This is a genomic window from Xanthomonas sp. 3793 (assembly GCF_024806835.1).
GTDB lineage: Bacteria > Pseudomonadota > Gammaproteobacteria > Xanthomonadales > Xanthomonadaceae > Xanthomonas > Xanthomonas arboricola_F.
The window spans coordinates 225,285-242,396 of sequence record NZ_JANTYU010000001.1 but is presented as its reverse complement, the minus strand read 5'-3'; the positions used below and the strand labels follow the sequence as shown (position 1 = coordinate 242,396).

Below are 17,112 nucleotides of genomic sequence, written 5' to 3'. Positions count from 1 at the left end.
GGGCAGGGTGAGCCGTGCTCGCACATGCGTCACCGACACGATGTGTGCGCCGATCACGCATTGCGCATCTGCAACGCCACCTCGGCAGATGCGCTCAACCGATTGCGCTGCCGCAAAAGGACGCGTAGTCCGCATATCCGGGGAATGCGACACCCGGCGCGCACAACGGGCAATGCGGATCGGGCGGCAGGCGGATCTCGCGGAATCGCATCGATAGCGCATCGAAGCTGAGCAGGCGGCCGCTCAGGCTGTCGCCGATGCCAAGCAGCAACTTGAGCGCTTCGGTGGCCTGCAATAGCCCGATCACCCCGGGCAGCACGCCGAGCACGCCGGCGTCCGCGCAGCTGGGTGCAAATTCCGGCGGCGGCGGTTCGGGGAACAGGCAGCGGTAGCAGGGCGCATGCCCGCGGTTGCGACCGGCATCGAATACGCTCACCTGACCTTCGAACTGTTGCACCGCCCCGTACACTAGCGGCTTGCCGAGTTTGACGCAGGCATCGTTGAGCAGGTAGCGCGCGGCAAAGTTATCGGCGCCATCGACCACGACATCCACATCTTGCAGCAACGCTTCCACGTTGTCGGCGCTGACGCGTGTCTGTACCGCCTCGACGTGCACGCGCGGATTGAGCGCGCCGATGCGCTGCGCCGCTGAGTCGACCTTGGCGGTGCCTAGGCTGTCTTCGGTATGCAGGATCTGACGCTGCAGGTTGCTGCGGTCGACGACATCGTCGTCGGCCAGACGCAGGTGGCCGACGCCTGCGGCAGCCAGATAGAATGCGGCTGGCGAGCCCAGCCCGCCGGCGCCGACCAGCAGCACGCGCGCAGCTGCCAGCCGCTGCTGGCCTTGCACACCGACCTGGGGCAAGCGCAAATGCCGCGAATAGCGCTCCAAGAAATCCTGCTCGTCCGCCGGCAGGCTGGGGCGCACCAGCGGCAGGCCGTCGCTCATCCATGCGGTGGTGCCGCCCACCACCGATGCAACCTGGCTGTATCCCTGCGCACGCAATGTTTCGGCTGTATGCGTGGAGCGTCTGCCGCTCTGGCAGATCAACAGGATTTCGCGTGCGTGGTCGGGCAGATGCTGCGTGGGCGCGGTTTCCAGATCGTATTGGGCAATCGCCAACGCGCCCTCGGCCTGGCCACCGGCGCGCTCGTGCAGTTGCCGGATATCGATCAGCAGTGCGCCTTGCACGGCGCGTGCACGCGCATCGGCGGGGGAGATGTCATGGCTGCTCATGACGCTATTGTCGCGCAAACAGCGCTGTTTTGATGCGTAATGGCCTGCTGCGGAATTGGACGCGCGCAAGCCGATCCTCCGACCCTTGACGTGCTGCGACCAAGCGCATCCTGCGACGCTAGCTCGGGGTGTGACCGCCGCATGGCCTAGGCACGTGTGGCTCGCAATTGATGCGCAGACAAGGGGGAGGGGAGCTTCGACGCCCGGTGCTGGTGTCGAGCAGGTCATCCAGACTCACGCAGTGGCTGGATGCCGCACTCAATGGCGAGCCCAACAAGAAAGCGGCGATCTTTCCGGGGCGACCAAACAGCGGTGAGTTTCGATCAACAACTGAGCGCCGTCCTGGCTGGAGCGATGTCAGGCGGCAGATCGCCTTGCCGCAACGTCCTTGCACCCTTGGTTTCGTTTGCGTGCGACCTGGCAAGGAGCATTTGTCATCAGGCTCACCGAGGCAGCGGTAGCGTGGAGGCGTGGCACTGCGGTTGGGATGCGTCAGGCGGTGCAACCGCTAGCTGGAGAGATGCGTCATCGCATCGACGTTGACGCCGTCCGGGCTTGTCTGACCATCCTCGCGATGCGTGACAGCCGCTTTCGATCAAAGAAGGAAATCTTGATGACCCACGACATCGATGCGCAACTGAAACAATTGGCAGAACAATTACCTGAGATCCGCAGCCAGCATCCGGATGATTTCTGGGACGTGTTCCATGCCCGTACCGAAAAAATCACTGCCGCTGCGCAGTCGCCGGAAGAGGCGGCGCAAATCGTCAAGCGGATCGATGAAATCCTGGTCGCCAATCAGCTGGGGCCGGCAGATCCCGGGGCATGATGTCGCAGGTGCTGTTGTCGATCAACCAACAGCAGCAGCGTCCATGGCTGCATCTTCATCCGGCTTTCTGTGCGCGATGTGCGTCTTCCGGTTCGGCATGATGGCGGGATGTCGGGCGCTGGCCGTGTTGCGCGTGCACCTGCAGCGCCGAAAGGCGGCCTGCCACCTGGGTTAGCTGGCGGAGCAGTGCAATCCCGCGATTCGCCAGCGTACCTGCCGTGAGCGAACGCCGTCATCGACGCACAGGTGCGCACCTGTCTATGCTGCGGCTTCACATGTCTTGAGCATCGGCTTCATGCAGCGGCCGCCATGCTGCGGCTTCACCAATTGCGTAGCGAGCTGTTATCCCATGGCAAGCGTCACACGCAAGATCGCCACGTTCAACATCAACGGAATCGGCAGCCGATTGCCGCATTTGTTGGAGTGGCTCGGGCGCGAGCAGCCGGATATTGTGGGTTTGCAGGAGCTGAAGGCCACGCAAGAGGCGTTTCCGGAGCAGGCGATTCGTGATGCCGGCTATGGGGTGATCTGGCAGGGGCAGCGCGCATGGAATGGCGTGGCCTTGCTGGCACGCGGCGCCGACCCTGTCGAGATTCGTCGTGGCCTGCCGTGGGACCCGAGCGACACACAGAGCCGCTATCTTGAGGCAGCGATCCACGGGGTGGTGGTGGGGTGTCTGTATCTACCCAATGGCAATCCGCAGCCGGGTCCGAAATTCGATTACAAGCTCGCCTGGTTTCAGCGTCTGATCCGACATGCCAAGACACTGGTGGACTTGCCGCATCCGGTGGCCTTGATCGGCGATTTCAATGTGGTGCCGACCGATGCGGACATCTACGATCCCAAGGGGTGGCGCAAGGATGCCTTGCTACAACCGGAAAGCCGACAGGCGTTTCAGACACTGATGGAGCAGGGGTGGACCGATAGCCTGCTGGCCCTGCATGGCGATGCGCCGATCTATACGTTCTGGGATTATTTTCGCCAGCATTTCGCACGCGACCGCGGCCTGCGGATCGACCATTTACTACTCAATCGCGCACTGGCGCCCGGCTTGCAGGACGCGGGCGTGGACAAGTGGGTGCGAGCTTTGGAAAAGGCCAGCGATCACGCGCCCACCTGGATCAACGTGCGTGTACCGGACACCGAGGTGGAGACGATCGAAGATCATGGCGCTGCATCGCCGGTGCGCAAACGGGGGGCGACGAAGAAGGCACCTGCCCGCAAGACAGTCGCCAAGAAGGCGGCGACAGCCACTTCAAGGCCTGCTGGGAAGAAAAAAGATGCGGCAGTTGCACCAGTCGCCAAGCCTGCGAAGGCTGGCAAGCAAGTGGCCACCCAAAGCCCAAGGAAGGGTGGGAAAACGTAGCAGCGAGAAACTGATTTGCGCAGTAACTTCGGGAATAATGCGATGTAGTCACGATCAAGAAAAAAGCTGCGAGATAAGCAAATAACAGCATCGCGCAAGCACGTCAGCAGACATGGTTGGCGAGGTGTCGTGTCCCGCATGTCAACCACTGGGCATGGTGCCGTTTCGCAGAGCGACGGCCGCACTCCAAGACTGCGACCTACGAGGATGGTGATTCTTGAGTCGACATACGCATTTGCGCTCGATGTTTGAATGCGGCGCCAGGCGCTTCTTGGCCCATGGCGTCCCGCCCACTGGATGTGATCTGCTGCAGCACACAGCCAGTGATTGCTGACGATAGACATGGCATTGCCAACCCGATAGCCAGAGCACGGCAGCGCTGCGCTGCTTTTGTGGATGAACAGCCGGCGCGACACGCCGTGGGTTTCATCGCACCTTCGTTGCTTGTGGATCTGGTGGATCTGGGCGATCAGGATGGGGTTGGCTAGCTGCTCAAACGGTCGAAGAAGCCCACGCATCACAATGGTGGAGGACTGCATTGCAGTTGCGGCGTGCGCTGTGGGCAGCGCCTTCGAACAGGGGCAAGCCAGGTCGCGTAGACGGGGAGACCGTGGCTGTGCGCCCAGGCCACACGGCGTTGCGATGACGCCACGCGCGGCGCTGTACCGGCTGCGCTGCAGGCCGGTATCCTAGCCAGGTCATTCATCGGTCGGCAGTGCATTGCTCATGATCAGCTACGCCGAAGCACTTGCCATCGTGCACCAGCAGGTCGCCACGCTGGCCAGCGAATGGGTTGATAGCGCTCAAGCCGAAGGCCGTGTGCTTGCGCAGGCGTTGTCGAGCCCGGCCGAGCTGCCGCCGTTCGATAACAGCGCCATGGATGGGTTTGCCATCGCCACACATGGCTTGGGTGTGGCAGCAGGCAGCGAGCATGCGGTGGTTGGCACCATCGCAGCAGGGACGGATGCGGCAGCAGCCGAGCTGGGCGCGGCATGGGAGATCATGACCGGCGCCGGGGTACCTGCGGGCGCCGATGCGGTGGTGCCGATCGAGCAGGTGGATGTGCTTGCGCATCACAACGTACGACCTAGCCGTATCCGCATGCGTGCCGATGTACGTGCGGGGCAGCACATCCGCCGCCGCGGGGAAGACGTGCGCCTGCAGGATGTGGTGATCGAGGTGGGGACGGTGTTGCGTGGTGCGCATTTGATGGTGCTGGCCGGCTTGGGCTGCGCGCAGGTCCAGGTGGTGCGGCGGCCGCGGGTTGCGCTGATCGCGACGGGCCGCGAGTTGATCAGCGACCCTGCGCAGCCGCTGCAGCCCGGCCAGATCCGTGATGGCACCAGCAGCTATCTGCGCAGCCAGGTGCAGGCGGCAGGCGCGGTGTTGGTGTGGCAAGGCCAGGTGGGCGACGACGATGCAGGGTTCGATGCCGCACTCGCACAGGCGCGTGCGGCTGGCGCCGATGTGATCTTGAGTACGGGTGCGGTGTCGCGCGGGCGCTATGACTTTGTACCCGATGCACTGGCGCGGCACGCAGCGCGCCTGCTGTTTCACAAGGTCGCCGTACGACCGGGCAAGCCGGTGCTGCTGGCGCGGTTTGCCGACGGCGTGTTGTATGTGGGCCTGCCGGGCAATCCCATGGCAAGCGCGGCTGGGCTGCGGTTTTTTGTCGAACCTGCCTTGCGCGGGTTATTGGGGATGCCGGCCGAGCGCGGCCTGCGCGTGGCCCTGGAGACGCCGATGCAGGCACGGCCGATCTGGCGCCAACATCTGCGTGCGCGCCTGTATTGCAACGCACTGGGCGCGCTATGCGTGCAGATCCTGCCGCAGCAGGAATCGTTCCGGGTAGCGCCGTTACTGCAGGCCAATGTGTGGGCGGTGCTGGAGCCGCAGCAGGACGCAGCTGCGCCATGCATGACGGCAGAGGTGTTCGGGTTGGGCCACCTGCAACCGGCAGCTCCGGTGTTGATCGCATGAGCCGGTACGCGCACCACACCGGCGTGTGCGCTGCATGAGCGCGGCATCTCCGTGGACCGGCGTGGTGCTGGCCGGCGGGCGCTCGTCGCGCATGGGGCAGGACAAGGCCATGCTGCTTTGGCGCGGGCGGCCATTGATTGCGCACATGCAGGCGGTGCTGCGCGATGCGGGCGCGCAGGACGTCTTGCTCAGTGGCCAGCGCCCGGGCTATGACGGCATCGCCGACACGCAGCCGGATCTGGGCCCGCTCGGCGGGCTGGTCAGCGTGGTCGGCCAGGTTGCCGATCTGACCACGCTGGTGGTGGTGCCGGTGGATATGCCGCTGCTGTCTAACCAGTTGATAGCGCGGTTGCTGGCGCCCGCACAGCAGCGCTGTGTCGCCTTCGACGAACAGATGTTGCCGATGCGTCTGTGCATCGACGCGACCGTGCGTGAGGCCTTATCGACGTTGATGGTAGGCCAGGCATCGTCACGCTCGCTGCGCGCCTTGCAGCGTTCACTGCAGTGCCATCGCATCGCTGTCACCGATAGCGAACGCGCCGCGTTCGTCAATTGCAATACGCCCGAGCAGTGGAGTCAGCTCATCCATGAAAATCCAGATTGAAGGCCAGCAGGTGCGGTTCCGTATCGACGAGGCCGAACTGGCCGCTTTGCTGGCCGGGCACAGCGTCGACAATCTCAGCCGCCTGCCAAGCGGGCAGGGCGCGCGACTGGTGCGGCATAGCGTAAGCCTGACCGGCGGTCACGCTGCGTGCAATTGCGCCACCGACCATTGGCAATTGCTGGTGCCGCGCGACGCGCTGGAAGAACATGCCCGCCAGCTCCCGAGCCGCGACGGGTTGCGCTTCAGCTTCGATGCGGGCGCCGGGCATGCAGAACAGATGGCGTTGCACGTGACCTTCGATATCGATGTGCGCGACAGTGCGCGCAAGCGGTTCCCGAAGGAGTGAGCCGAGCTGTTGGACGCGCACCCGCCGAATGCGCATGACTGGCTGCACAGCGATGGAAGGCATGAGGCCCATCATGCGATCTGTGCAGTGCCAATACGGTCGCAGTGCGTTTGCGCGTCAGGGCGTCAAGAGACGTAGTGCGCAATCGTCGGGCGAGGGTAGGTGACCCTCAGGCAGCGAGTGCATGTGTCATGCATGCGCACTCCTAGCACCCACCGTGACCGCCTGGTGGCTGCGTGGTCGTTTCTGTCAGCCGTTTTTAGTCACGGCGTGACCTGGTTGCAGCGTTCGGTGCAAATCCCTGGCACGCGCTCGCAGGCCAATCCGTGTGCCTGCAGTGCGGCTTCGATCGGGGCTATTGCCCCAGCGCAGTAGCCGGTACCACTGCGCAGCGCGACCACGTGCAAGCCTTCGCGCGCCAGTTCCAGCAGCAGCGCCTGTTGTGCCTGCGGCTCGGGCGGCAATGCGCGCCGTGAGGCGTCGCGGCGTGCCAGTTCCAGGATCGCCTCCGGGACCTCGGCGTCAACGAGCAGCACATCGGCCAGGTTCATCGCACGCAACGCCTTCAGGGTCAGCAGGCCCGGATCGCCGGGCCCGGTACCGACCAGTTGCACGCTGCCGCGCGCCGGCACGGTGCCGGCATCGTCCAGTGCTGCATTGAAGGCCGCTTCGGCTGCGGCATCGTCGCCGGCTTGCAGCAGCAATGGCACCTGCCCATCGATCACGCGATCGAACCAGCGCCTGCGCCGGTTCATATCGGGGAACTGGCTGCGGATCCGTTCGCGGTGGCGCGCGAACAGACCGGCGAAGCGGCCGACCGACGCATCCAGCTCGCGCTCGAGCCGCTCGCGCAGGCGGCGCGCCAGCATCGGCGCCGCACCGGCCGACGAAATGGCGATGACCAGCGGGTCGCGATCCACGATCGCCGGCACCTGATACGTCGACAGCTCGGCATCGTCCACCACGTTGACCAGCCGCTGACGCGCGCCCGCCGCTGCCGCAACGCGTTGGTTCAAATCGGTGTCGTCGGTGGCTGCCACCACCAGCCAGACCGTGTCGATCCAGGCCGGATCGAACTCCCCGCCCAGCTGCTCGAAGCGCCCGGCGTGCATCAGTTCCGCAAGCTCGGGCGAGAGCGCGTGCGCATACAGGCGAATCTGCGCGCCCGCCTTGAGCAGCGCGAGCACCTTGCGCGTGGCAACCTCGCCACCGCCGATCACCAACACGGCGCGCCCCTGCAGGTTTGCGAACAACGGGAACAACGGCATCAGGCTCACTCCGAAAGATGACTCGCACCGACGGCATGTTGCATGGCACCATCGGCCCACGTCCACACGCCCCGCCGCCGCCAATGCGTGTTTTGCTGGTCAACGATACCGAAAAGCCCATTGGCGAACTGCGCCAGGCATTGACGCTTGCCGGTTACACGGTGCTCGACGATGTGGCATCGGTGAGTGCGTTGCTGCATGCGGTGCAAAGCCAGCAGCCGGACGTGGTGGTGATCGACGTGGATTCGCCTTCGCGCGATACGCTGGAGCAGTTATCGATGCTGCATACCCATGCGCCCCGCCCGGTGGTGATGTTTTCCGGCGATGGCGACGATGCCTTGATCCATGCTGCGGTGGGGGCTGGCGTTACCGCGTACGTGGTGGACGGCCTGGCACCGGCGCGGCTGGCGCCGATCGTGCAGGTGGCGCTGGCCCGGTTTGCGCACGAGAGCAGCATGCGCAAGCGCCTGGACGATGTGCAGCAGGCCTTGCAGGACCGCAAGCAGATCGACCGCGCCAAGGGTCTGCTGATGCAAAAACGTGGCCTCAGCGAGGCTGAGGCGTACGCCGCGCTACGCCAGCAGGCGATGAAGCAGGGTGTCAAGCTGGCCGAAGTGGCGCGACGCATCGTGGCCATGGCCGAGTTGTTGGGATGAACAGATGAGCCAAGCCGAACTTCCCGTATTGCGCGTGGCCTACATGCCGCTGATCGATTGCGCGCCGCTGATTGCCGCACAGCGGCTGGGCCTGGATCGTAAGCACGGCCTGCAACTGGACCTGCAACGGCAGGCCTCCTGGGCCGGCGTGCGTGACCGTCTGCTGGCGGGCGAGGTCGATGCGGCACATGCGCTGGCCAGCCTGGTGTATGCCATCGATCTGGGCATTGCCGGGCCGCAATGCGCGATGGCGCTGTTGATGACGCTCAATCACAACGGCCAGGCGATCACGCTGGCGCCTGCGCTTGCGCAGGCCCTGGAAGAGGGGCAGAGCTTGCCGCAGGCGCTGGCCAGCCTGGGCCGCCGCGCCGTGTTTGCGCAGACCTTCCCCACCGGCACGCATGCGCTGTGGCTCTATTACTGGCTGTCCGCGCGCGGCGTGGATCCGATGCGCGACGTGGAGGTGCTCAGCATCCCGCCGCCGCAGATGCCGGACGCCCTGGCCAGCGGCCTGGTCGACGGCTATTGCTCCGGCGAGCCGTGGGCTGCGGTTGCGCAGGCGCAGGGCAGCGGTCGCCGGGTAATCCGCAGTGGCGAGCTGTGGGCTGGCCATCCGGAAAAGGTGCTGGCCTGCCGGCGCGAATTCGCCGCGCTGCAACCCGAGTTGACCGAACGCCTGACCGCCTGCGTACTGGATGCCTGCCGCTGGTTGGATGCGGACCCGGCAAATCGCGCGCAATGTGCGCAGTGGCTGGCCGAGCCACAGCATATCGGGGTATCGGCCGCGTATCTGGCCGCTTGCCTGGATGCCGATGTCGAAGTCGAGGCACATGCGAAGGATGTGACAGCGCTGGCCTTCCATGGCGATGGCGCGGTCAACATGCCGTGGCTGTCGGACGGCGAGTGGTTCCTGACCCAGTTCCAGCGCTGGGGTTGGCATGACATCCAGGAAGACGACATCGCGCGGCTGCGCGACATCCATCGACTGGACAACTATCGGCGCGCTGCCGCGCGCGTGGGCGTGGTTTCCCCCGAGGGCGACCACCGCAGCAATCGGTTGTTCGATACGCCCTGAGCCCGGGTGCCGAGCGCATCAGGCGGCAAGTCAGGCTGGGGTGCGTTGGATGAGATTGGATGCATTGGATCTTGCGGACAGAAGCCAAGGCAACGGCAACGGCGCGAGGCATGTGGTCTGCGGCTCGGCCGCAGGGTCCTTGCCCGCCCACCATCGCAGGACACGCCGCAAGTACGTCCCTGTAGGCGCTTACGCGGCATCCATGCCGCGCAAGGTCCCGCGACGGTGGGCGGGCAAGGACCTGTCGAAATGCTCGGTGTGCAGAGTTTTCAATAAAACAGCCTGCAAACTTCCTGGTGCGGTGTCCTCGCCGCTTGCGGGACCGTGTGGCGGCTTGGATGCCGCCACCGAGCCTCCACGGACGGATTCACGGCGTGTCCCGCAAGCGGCGAGGGCACCGCGCGCCCGACTAACACGGCTTTTGACCTAGATATTTGATCGGTATGCACGCGTCCTAGATGAGGCTTCCGAGCACAGCCGTGCGGTAGCTTTGTTGGGTGCTGTTAGTCATGCCAAGTGACAGAGCCTGCGATACAGGGTGCACGCTGTTGGTGCAAGGCTGCACGAAAGACGGGAATGGTGAGTTGCACCGGCGTGTCGATAGGCTGTCGTGAAATCGGACGCACTGCATCCAAAACGCTATTTTTCAATGACTTGTATGGTTGTGATGCTCAGGTGAGTAAGTTGGCACGCTGATTGCGTAGTGATTCCGTGCGGGCACAACGGCGTACCTGCAACAACACGAACACGATGCAGCGGATCAACGGCGATCCGCACGCATCCAGGACAACGGCGTCCTTCCGGTTTACCGGAGGGGCGCCGTTTTTTTTTGACCATCGCACTCGAAGAGGTCTCTATGCAGCGCTCGTTCTGGCGATCCGGGCACACGCCCACCTTGTTCGCATCCTTCCTGTATTTCGATCTGAGCTTCATGGTGTGGTATCTGCTCGGGCCGTTGCAGGTACCGATTGCGCAAGCGCTGGGATTGGACACGCAGCAGCGCGCCTTGATGGTGGCCGTGCCGATCCTGTGCGGGGCGGTGTTGCGTCTGGTGCTGGGCATGTTTGCCGATCGCATCGGCGCCAAGCGCGCCGGCGTGGTCGCGCAGCTCGCAGTGATCGCTGCGCTGTTCGGTGCCTGGCAACTGGGCGTGCACAGCATGGGGCAGGCGCTGCTGCTGGGCGTGCTGCTCGGTATCGCCGGCGCTTCATTTGCGGTGGCATTGCCGCTGGCGTCGCGCTGGTATCCACCCGAGCATCAGGGCACCGCGATGGGCATCGCCGGTGCAGGCAATTCCGGCACGGTGCTGGCGGCGTTGTTCGCTCCGATGCTGGCCGCCGCTTTCGGCTATCAAAACGTGTTCGGGCTGGCGTGCATTCCGTTGGTGCTGACGCTGATCGTGTTTGCGTCGATCGCCAAGGAGGCACCGACACCGGTCGCACGCAAGCAGTGGTCCGACTACGGCCGCGTGCTGGTGGGTAACCGCGACGCGTGGCGCTTCATGTTCTTTTACGCGATTACCTTCGGCGGCTTTTCTGGCTTTGCCAGCGCGTTGCCGGGCTACTTCCACGACCAGTTCGATTTCGACGCGCGTACCGCGGGCTGGGCCACGGCGGCCTGCGTGCTGGCTGGCTCGGTGATGCGCCCGTTGGGTGGCGTGATTGCCGACCGTGTAGGCGGCACGCGTGCCTTGCTGGCAGTGTATCTGCTGGTGGCCACGCTGGTAGGCATTGCCGGGTTCGGTGCCGGCGGCGCCACCATCACGCTGGCGTTGTTCGTGTTGACGTTGTTGTGCCTGGGCGCCGGCAATGGTGCGGTGTTCCAGCTGGTGCCGCAGCGCTTCGGCCAGGATATCGGGGTGATGACCGGCTTGATCGGCATGGCCGGCGGCATCGGTGGCTTCGCGCTTGCGGCCGGGTTGGGCGTACTCAAGCAGCACACCGGCAGCTATGCGTTGGGCATGTGGTTGTTCGCTGCATTCGCGCTTGGCGGCTGGGGCCTGCTGGCGGGCGTCAAGACCCAGTGGCGCAGCGAATGGTCCGCCGCCGGCGCGGCGCGCGTCTGACATGTCGACAGGAATCCAGGCAATGAAGCAACCCAGACTCGTCGTCATCGGCAATGGCATGGCCGGCATCCGCACCGTGGAGGAACTGCTCAAGCTGATGCCGGGCATGTACCACATCACCGTGTTCGGCGCCGAGCCGCATCCCAACTACAACCGCATCCTGCTGTCGCCGGTGCTGGCCGGCGAGCAGGAGTTCGACGACATCGTGCTCAACCCGTTGCAGTGGTACCGCGACAACGGCATCCATCTGCACTTGAACAAGGAAGTCACGCGCATCGACCGGGTGCGTCGCCGCGTGATTGCCGCCGATGGTACCGAAGCCGAGTACGACCGGCTGTTGATCGCCACCGGCTCGGTACCGTTCGTGTTGCCAATTCCCGGCAATGAATTGAAAGGCGTGATCGGGTACCGCGATATCCAGGATACCCGCACCATGATCGACACCGCGCGCACCAGGCAGCACGCGGTGGTGATCGGTGGCGGCCTGCTTGGCCTGGAAGCAGCCAACGGCCTGAAGGTACGCGGCATGGACGTGACCGTGGTGCATCTGGCCGGTTGGTTGCTGGAGCGCCAGCTCGACCCGGTGGCCGGCAATCTGTTGCAACAGGCCTTGCGCGCACGCGGGCTGCAGTTCCGTTTGAACACCGCCACCAGCGCACTGCTGGGCAACGCGCAGGGCGAGGTGATCGGGGTGAAGTTTGCCGATGGCAGCGAGATCCCCGCCGATCTGGTGGTGATGGCCGCCGGCATCCGCCCGAATACGCGCCTTGCCGAAGAAGCCGGCATCCATTGCTCACGCGGCATCGTGGTCAACGACAGCCTGCAGAGCTTCGATCCGCGCGTGTACGCGGTGGGCGAGTGCGCAAACCATCGTGGTATCGCCTACGGCCTGGTGGCGCCGTTGTTCGAGCAGGCCAAGGTGTGTGCGAACCATCTGGCGCAGTTCGGCATCGGCATCTATCGCGGTTCGGTGGCATCGACCAAGCTCAAGGTCACTGGCATCGACCTGTTTTCGGCCGGCGATTTCATGGGTGGCGATGGCTGCGAGGAGATCGTGTTGTCAGACCCGGCCGGCGGCATCTACAAGAAGCTGGTCATCCGCGACGACGTGCTGGTCGGTGCCTGCCTGTACGGCGACACCAGCGACGGTGGCTGGTACTTCAAGCTGCTCAAGGACGGCACGCCGATCCAGGCGCAACGCGATCAACTGATCTTCGGCGAAAGCGCACTGGGCGACGCTGGCACCGGCGGGCAGGACCGCGCCAGTGCGATGGCCGACAGCGACGAAGTCTGCGGCTGCAACGGCGTGTGCAAGGGCACGATTGTCAAAGCCATCAGCGAGCAAGGTCTGTTCACCGTGGACGAGGTGAAAAAGCACACCAAGGCCGCCAGTTCCTGCGGGTCGTGTACCGGCCTGGTCGAACAGATCCTGATGAATTGCCTGGGCTCCAACTTCCAGGAAACTCCCAAAACCAAGGCGGTTTGCGCATGCACCGACCTGAGTCACGGCGAGGTGCGGCGCGCCATCCGCGAGCATAAGCTGCTGACCCATGCGCAGGCCTATGCCTTCATGGAATGGCGTACGCCCAACGGCTGCGCCACCTGCCGGCCGGCGATCAACTACTACATGTTGTCGACCTGGCCACATGAGGCCATCGACGACCCGCAATCGCGTTTCATCAACGAGCGTGCGCACGCCAACATCCAGAAGGACGGCACCTTCTCGGTGATCCCGCAGATGAAGGGCGGGGTGACCAATGCCGGCGAACTGCGCCGCATCGCCGATGTCGCCGACAAATACGCGGTACCGATGGTCAAGGTGACCGGCGGCCAGCGCATCGATCTGCTCGGGGTCAGGAAAGAGGATCTGGTGGATGTATGGCGCGATCTGGGCATGCCGTCGGGCCACGCCTACGGGAAGTCGATCCGCACGGTGAAGACTTGCGTGGGCAGCGAGTTCTGCCGTTTCGGCACCCAGAACAGCACGCAGATGGGCATCGATCTGGAAACCATGCTGGCCAATATGTGGAGCCCGCACAAGGTGAAGCTGGCGGTGTCCGGGTGCCCGCGTAACTGCGCCGAATCCGGCATCAAGGACGTGGGCATCATCGCAGTGGACTCGGGGTGGGAGCTGCATGTGGGCGGTAACGGCGGCATCAAGACCGAGGTGGCGCGCTTTCTGGTCAAGGTGAGCACTGCCGAGGAAGTGCGTGAGTACACCGGTGCGTTCCTGCAGCTGTATCGCGAGCAGGCCTATTACCTGGACCGCACCGTGCACTACATCGCCCGCGTGGGCCTGGATTACATCCGTGCGCAGGTGGTGGACGACGCAGCCAACCGACGTGCGCTGTACGAGCGCCTGCTGTATTCGCTGGAAGGCCTGGTCGACCCATGGAAGGCACGCATCGCTGGCGAGCGTCGCCAGGAATACCAACCGCTGCGTATCGCGGCGCCTGCGGCAACGGTGGAGGAATGAGCATGCCCAATCACGCATGGGTGCGCGTGTGCGCGCTGCAGGACCTGCCGGTGCTGGGCGCACGCGTGCTGGAGGTCGATGGGCTGCCGGCGATCGCCATCTTTCGCACTGCCAGCGATGAGTTGTTTGCGCTACGCGACCGTTGCCCGCACAAGGGTGGGCCGTTGTCCCAGGGCATCGTGGCTGGCGACACCGTGACCTGCCCCCTGCATGGCTGGGCGATCGGCTTGCAGAGCGGGCAGGCCTGCGCGCCCGACGTGGGCTGCGCGCCGCGCTATCCGATCAAGGTGGAGGCCGAGGCGGTGTGGATCGTCCTGCAGCCGGTAGAGCAGGACGATGCCGTGACCGAGCCGGCAACATGAGCGAAGGCCTGCAGCCACCGTCGCCAGCCAACGCGGCGCAGCCACCGACGGCAGGGCCGATGCATCGCATCACGCGCTCGACCTGCTGTTATTGCGGTGTGGGTTGCGGCGTGCTGATTCACAGCACGCACGATGTCGATGGCGAACGCATCGTCGGCATCGAAGGCGACCCGCTGCATCCTGCAAATTACGGCCGTCTGTGCAGCAAGGGTCTGGCGTTGCCGCAGACCGTCGCAAGCACGCAGGGGCGCGTTCTTGCGCCGGAGTTGCGCCGGCATCGGCAGGCGTCGCGTGCGCCGGTGAGCTGGGATCAGGCGCTGCAGCATGTCAGCAGCAAGCTGGCCGCCATCATCCAGGAACATGGCCCGGATGCGGTGGCGTTCTATCTGTCCGGGCAGCTGCTCACCGAGGACTATTACGTCTTCAACAAGCTGGCCAAGGGGCTGATCGGTACCAACAACATCGACACCAATTCGCGCCTGTGCATGTCCAGCGCGGTCACCAGTTACAAGCTGGCGCTCGGCGCCGATGGCCCGCCGACCTGCTATGAAGATCTGGAGCTGGCGCACACCGTGTTGTTTGCCGGCAGCAACATGGCATACGCGCATCCGGTGCTGTTTCGCCGGCTGGAAGACGCGCGTGCACGCAACCCGGACATTCGCTGGATCGTGATCGACCCGCGGCGCACCGATACCGCGGCCATGGCCGACCTGCACCTTGCAGTCGAACCCGGTACCGACGTCGCCCTGTTCAACGGCATGCTGCATCACCTGATCTGGGAGGGTCTGGTGGATGCGCGCTTCGTTGCGGCAAACACGCAGGAGTTCGATGCCCTCAAGCGAATGCTGCGCGAGTACACCCCGCGCATGAGCGCCGAGATCTGCGGAATCTCGCACGAGGACCTGGTGCAGGCGGCCGAGTGGTTCGGGCGCAGCCCGGCAGCGCTGTCGCTGTATTGCATGGGCCTGAATCAGTCGGCGCACGGCACCGACAAGAATCTTGCGTTGATCAATCTGCATCTGGCCACCGGACAGATCGGCAAGCCCGGCGCAGGGCCGTTTTCGCTGACCGGCCAACCCAATGCGATGGGCGGGAGGGAGGTGGGCGGCATGGCGACGATGCTGGCGGCGCACCGCGAGATCGGCAATGCGGACCATCGTGCCGAGCTGGAACGGCTGTGGGGCGTGCCGGCGGGGCGCATCTCGCCCAACCCCGGCGCGCCGGCGGTGGAGTTGTTCGAGCGGCTGCGCGCCGGCAGCCTGAAGGCGGTGTGGATCGTCTGCACCAACCCCGTGCACTCGATGCCGGACGTGGCGGGTATTCGCGCAGCACTGGAACAGGCCGAACTGGTGATCGTGCAGGATGCCTTCTCCGGCACCGACACCGTGCCCTATGCCGACGTCTTGCTGCCGGCGGCCAGCTGGGGCGAGAAGGACGGCACGGTGACCAATTCCGAACGCCGCGTCACCCGTGTGCGCAAGGCGGTGGAAGCGCCCGGGCAGGCGCGTGCCGATTGGTGGGTTGCCAATGAAGTCGCCCGTCGACTGGAGGCGCGGCTGGCACCGGCTACCGGCGCCGGCCTGTTTGCGTTCGTCAGCACAGCACAGGTCTTCGACGAGCATCGTGGGTTGACGATAGGGCGCGATCTGGACATCGGAGGGCTGGATTACGCGGTGTTGGACAATGGCCCGCAGCAATGGCCGTTCCCTGCAGGCGCCACGCAAGGGCAGGCGCGTCGCTACACCGATGGGGTGTTCGCCACGGCCGATGGCCGTGCGCGGTTTCATGCAACGCCGTATCGCAAAGTGGCCGAGGCCACCTCGGCACGCTTTCCGATGCGCCTGCTCACCGGTCGCCTGCGCGACCAGTGGCATGGCATGTCGCGCACCGGGCGCGTGGCTGCGGCCTATGCGCACAGCCCGGAACCCTCGTTGCGCATGCACCCGGACGATGCCGCGCGCCGCGGGCTGGTGGCCGGCGAGTTGGTGCAGGTCACCAGCAAGCGCGGTGGACTGGTGCTGCCGTTGGAACTGTCGGAGGAACTGCGCTCGGGCACCGTTTTTGCCGCGATGCACTGGAGCGGACAGACGCTGTCCAGCGGCGGCATCAACGAAGTCAGCACGCCGGCGGTGGATGCGCGCTCGCACCAGCCCGAGCTCAAGCACGCGGCCGTGCGCGTGGACAAGGCGGTGTTTGGCTGGCACCTGCTGGCGGCACGGCGCGGCGATGCGCTGGCCTTGCAGCAGTCACTGCAACCGCTGCTGCGCGAGTGCGGCTATGCGAGCCTGCGCCTGCATGCCGAGCCATTGACCGATAACGCCGGGCAGTGGGCGGTACTGCACGCCGCCTGCGAGCGCGCGCCCGATGCCGCGTGGATCGATCGCCTGGTTGCCGCGCTGCAATTGCCCGCTGGTGCCGACGTATTGGAGTACCGCGACCTGCGACGTGGATTGATGCGTCGCGTCGGTTGGCGCATGCAGGACGGCCACAGCCATATCGATGGCCTGCTCCTGACCGCCGCACAACCCAGCGATGCCAATCAATCGCTGCTGACGGTGGCATTGGCCGGCAAGCCCTGGCCGGGGGCGCGGCTGGCGGTGTTCGCCCAGACGCGCGCCGCGCCCAGCGACCCGATCGTGTGCACCTGCATGCAGGTCTCGGCCGCCGCGATCCACGCAGCCATCGACGACGGTGCCGACGTCGCACAGCTCAAGCAACGCCTGGGCTGCGGCACCGTCTGCGGCTCCTGCGTTCCGCAACTGACCCGGCTGTGTCGCCAACCGCGGCTGGCCTGATGCACCCCACCCATCCCTACATTGCGAGATCTCTCATGTCAGTCGGACCATCC

General features: G+C 65.1%; 13 protein-coding genes. 11 read left to right on the top strand and 2 right to left on the bottom strand.

Features of this window, described 5'->3' with window-relative positions:
* Positions 1–94: 94 nt before the first annotated feature.
* Complete coding sequence (gene moeB, locus FHY18_RS01035; RefSeq protein WP_259149447.1) at positions 95–1,255, bottom strand: molybdopterin-synthase adenylyltransferase MoeB; 1,161 nt, start codon at positions 1,253–1,255, stop codon at positions 95–97.
* A gap of 595 nt (positions 1,256–1,850) precedes the next feature.
* Between moeB and FHY18_RS01030 the strand changes: the two genes are divergently transcribed.
* The 5 genes from FHY18_RS01030 to FHY18_RS01010 all read left to right on the top strand — a co-directional run bounded on the left by FHY18_RS01030 (position 1,851) and on the right by FHY18_RS01010 (position 6,362).
* Positions 1,851–2,066 carry a hypothetical protein gene (locus FHY18_RS01030; RefSeq protein ID WP_259149446.1) on the top strand — a complete coding sequence of 72 codons (216 nt, stop codon included), beginning with the start codon at positions 1,851–1,853 and terminating at the stop codon, positions 2,064–2,066.
* A 349-nt stretch (positions 2,067–2,415) separates the two neighbouring features.
* The gene (xth, locus tag FHY18_RS01025) at positions 2,416–3,432 is read left to right on the top strand and encodes an exodeoxyribonuclease III (RefSeq protein WP_259149445.1); all 1,017 of its coding nucleotides are present in this window, start codon (positions 2,416–2,418) and stop codon (positions 3,430–3,432) included.
* Between the two features lie 726 nt (positions 3,433–4,158).
* Positions 4,159–5,412: a molybdopterin molybdotransferase MoeA gene (locus FHY18_RS01020; RefSeq protein WP_259149444.1), complete on the top strand. Its 1,254-nt coding sequence runs from the start codon at positions 4,159–4,161 to the stop codon at positions 5,410–5,412.
* Positions 5,413–5,446: 34 nt separating this feature from the next.
* On the top strand, positions 5,447–6,016 hold the full coding sequence (locus tag FHY18_RS01015; RefSeq protein ID WP_259149443.1) for a molybdenum cofactor guanylyltransferase: 570 nt from the start codon (positions 5,447–5,449) through the stop codon (positions 6,014–6,016).
* Positions 6,000–6,362 carry a hypothetical protein gene (locus tag FHY18_RS01010; protein ID WP_259149442.1) on the top strand — a complete coding sequence of 121 codons (363 nt, stop codon included), beginning with the start codon at positions 6,000–6,002 and terminating at the stop codon, positions 6,360–6,362. The genes FHY18_RS01015 and FHY18_RS01010 overlap by 17 nt, the downstream gene beginning before the upstream one ends.
* A gap of 263 nt (positions 6,363–6,625) precedes the next feature.
* On the opposite strand, the gene FHY18_RS01005 is transcribed toward FHY18_RS01010, so the two are convergent.
* Positions 6,626–7,630 (bottom strand): NAD(P)-dependent oxidoreductase, encoded by a 1,005-nt coding sequence (locus FHY18_RS01005; RefSeq protein ID WP_259149441.1) that lies wholly within the window; start codon positions 7,628–7,630, stop codon positions 6,626–6,628.
* A gap of 83 nt (positions 7,631–7,713) precedes the next feature.
* Between FHY18_RS01005 and FHY18_RS01000 the strand changes: the two genes are divergently transcribed.
* From FHY18_RS01000 to FHY18_RS00975, 6 genes are all read left to right on the top strand, one after another.
* Positions 7,714–8,286, top strand: a complete 573-nt coding sequence (locus tag FHY18_RS01000) for an ANTAR domain-containing protein (protein WP_259149440.1) — start codon at positions 7,714–7,716, stop codon at positions 8,284–8,286.
* Between the two features lie 4 nt (positions 8,287–8,290).
* Complete coding sequence (locus FHY18_RS00995; protein WP_259149439.1) at positions 8,291–9,361, top strand: CmpA/NrtA family ABC transporter substrate-binding protein; 1,071 nt, start codon at positions 8,291–8,293, stop codon at positions 9,359–9,361.
* Positions 9,362–10,256: 895 nt separating this feature from the next.
* Positions 10,257–11,426, top strand: a complete 1,170-nt coding sequence (locus FHY18_RS00990) for a nitrate/nitrite transporter (RefSeq protein ID WP_259152447.1) — start codon at positions 10,257–10,259, stop codon at positions 11,424–11,426.
* Positions 11,427–11,484: 58 nt separating this feature from the next.
* Positions 11,485–13,902, top strand: a complete 2,418-nt coding sequence (gene nirB / locus FHY18_RS00985; protein WP_259152446.1) for a nitrite reductase large subunit NirB — start codon at positions 11,485–11,487, stop codon at positions 13,900–13,902.
* Positions 13,899–14,264 carry a nitrite reductase small subunit NirD gene (gene nirD / locus FHY18_RS00980; RefSeq protein WP_259149438.1) on the top strand — a complete coding sequence of 122 codons (366 nt, stop codon included), beginning with the start codon at positions 13,899–13,901 and terminating at the stop codon, positions 14,262–14,264. The genes nirB and nirD overlap by 4 nt, the downstream gene beginning before the upstream one ends.
* The gene (locus FHY18_RS00975) at positions 14,261–17,059 is read left to right on the top strand and encodes a nitrate reductase (protein WP_259149437.1); all 2,799 of its coding nucleotides are present in this window, start codon (positions 14,261–14,263) and stop codon (positions 17,057–17,059) included. The genes nirD and FHY18_RS00975 overlap by 4 nt, the downstream gene beginning before the upstream one ends.
* The last annotated feature ends 53 nt before the right edge of the window (positions 17,060–17,112 follow it).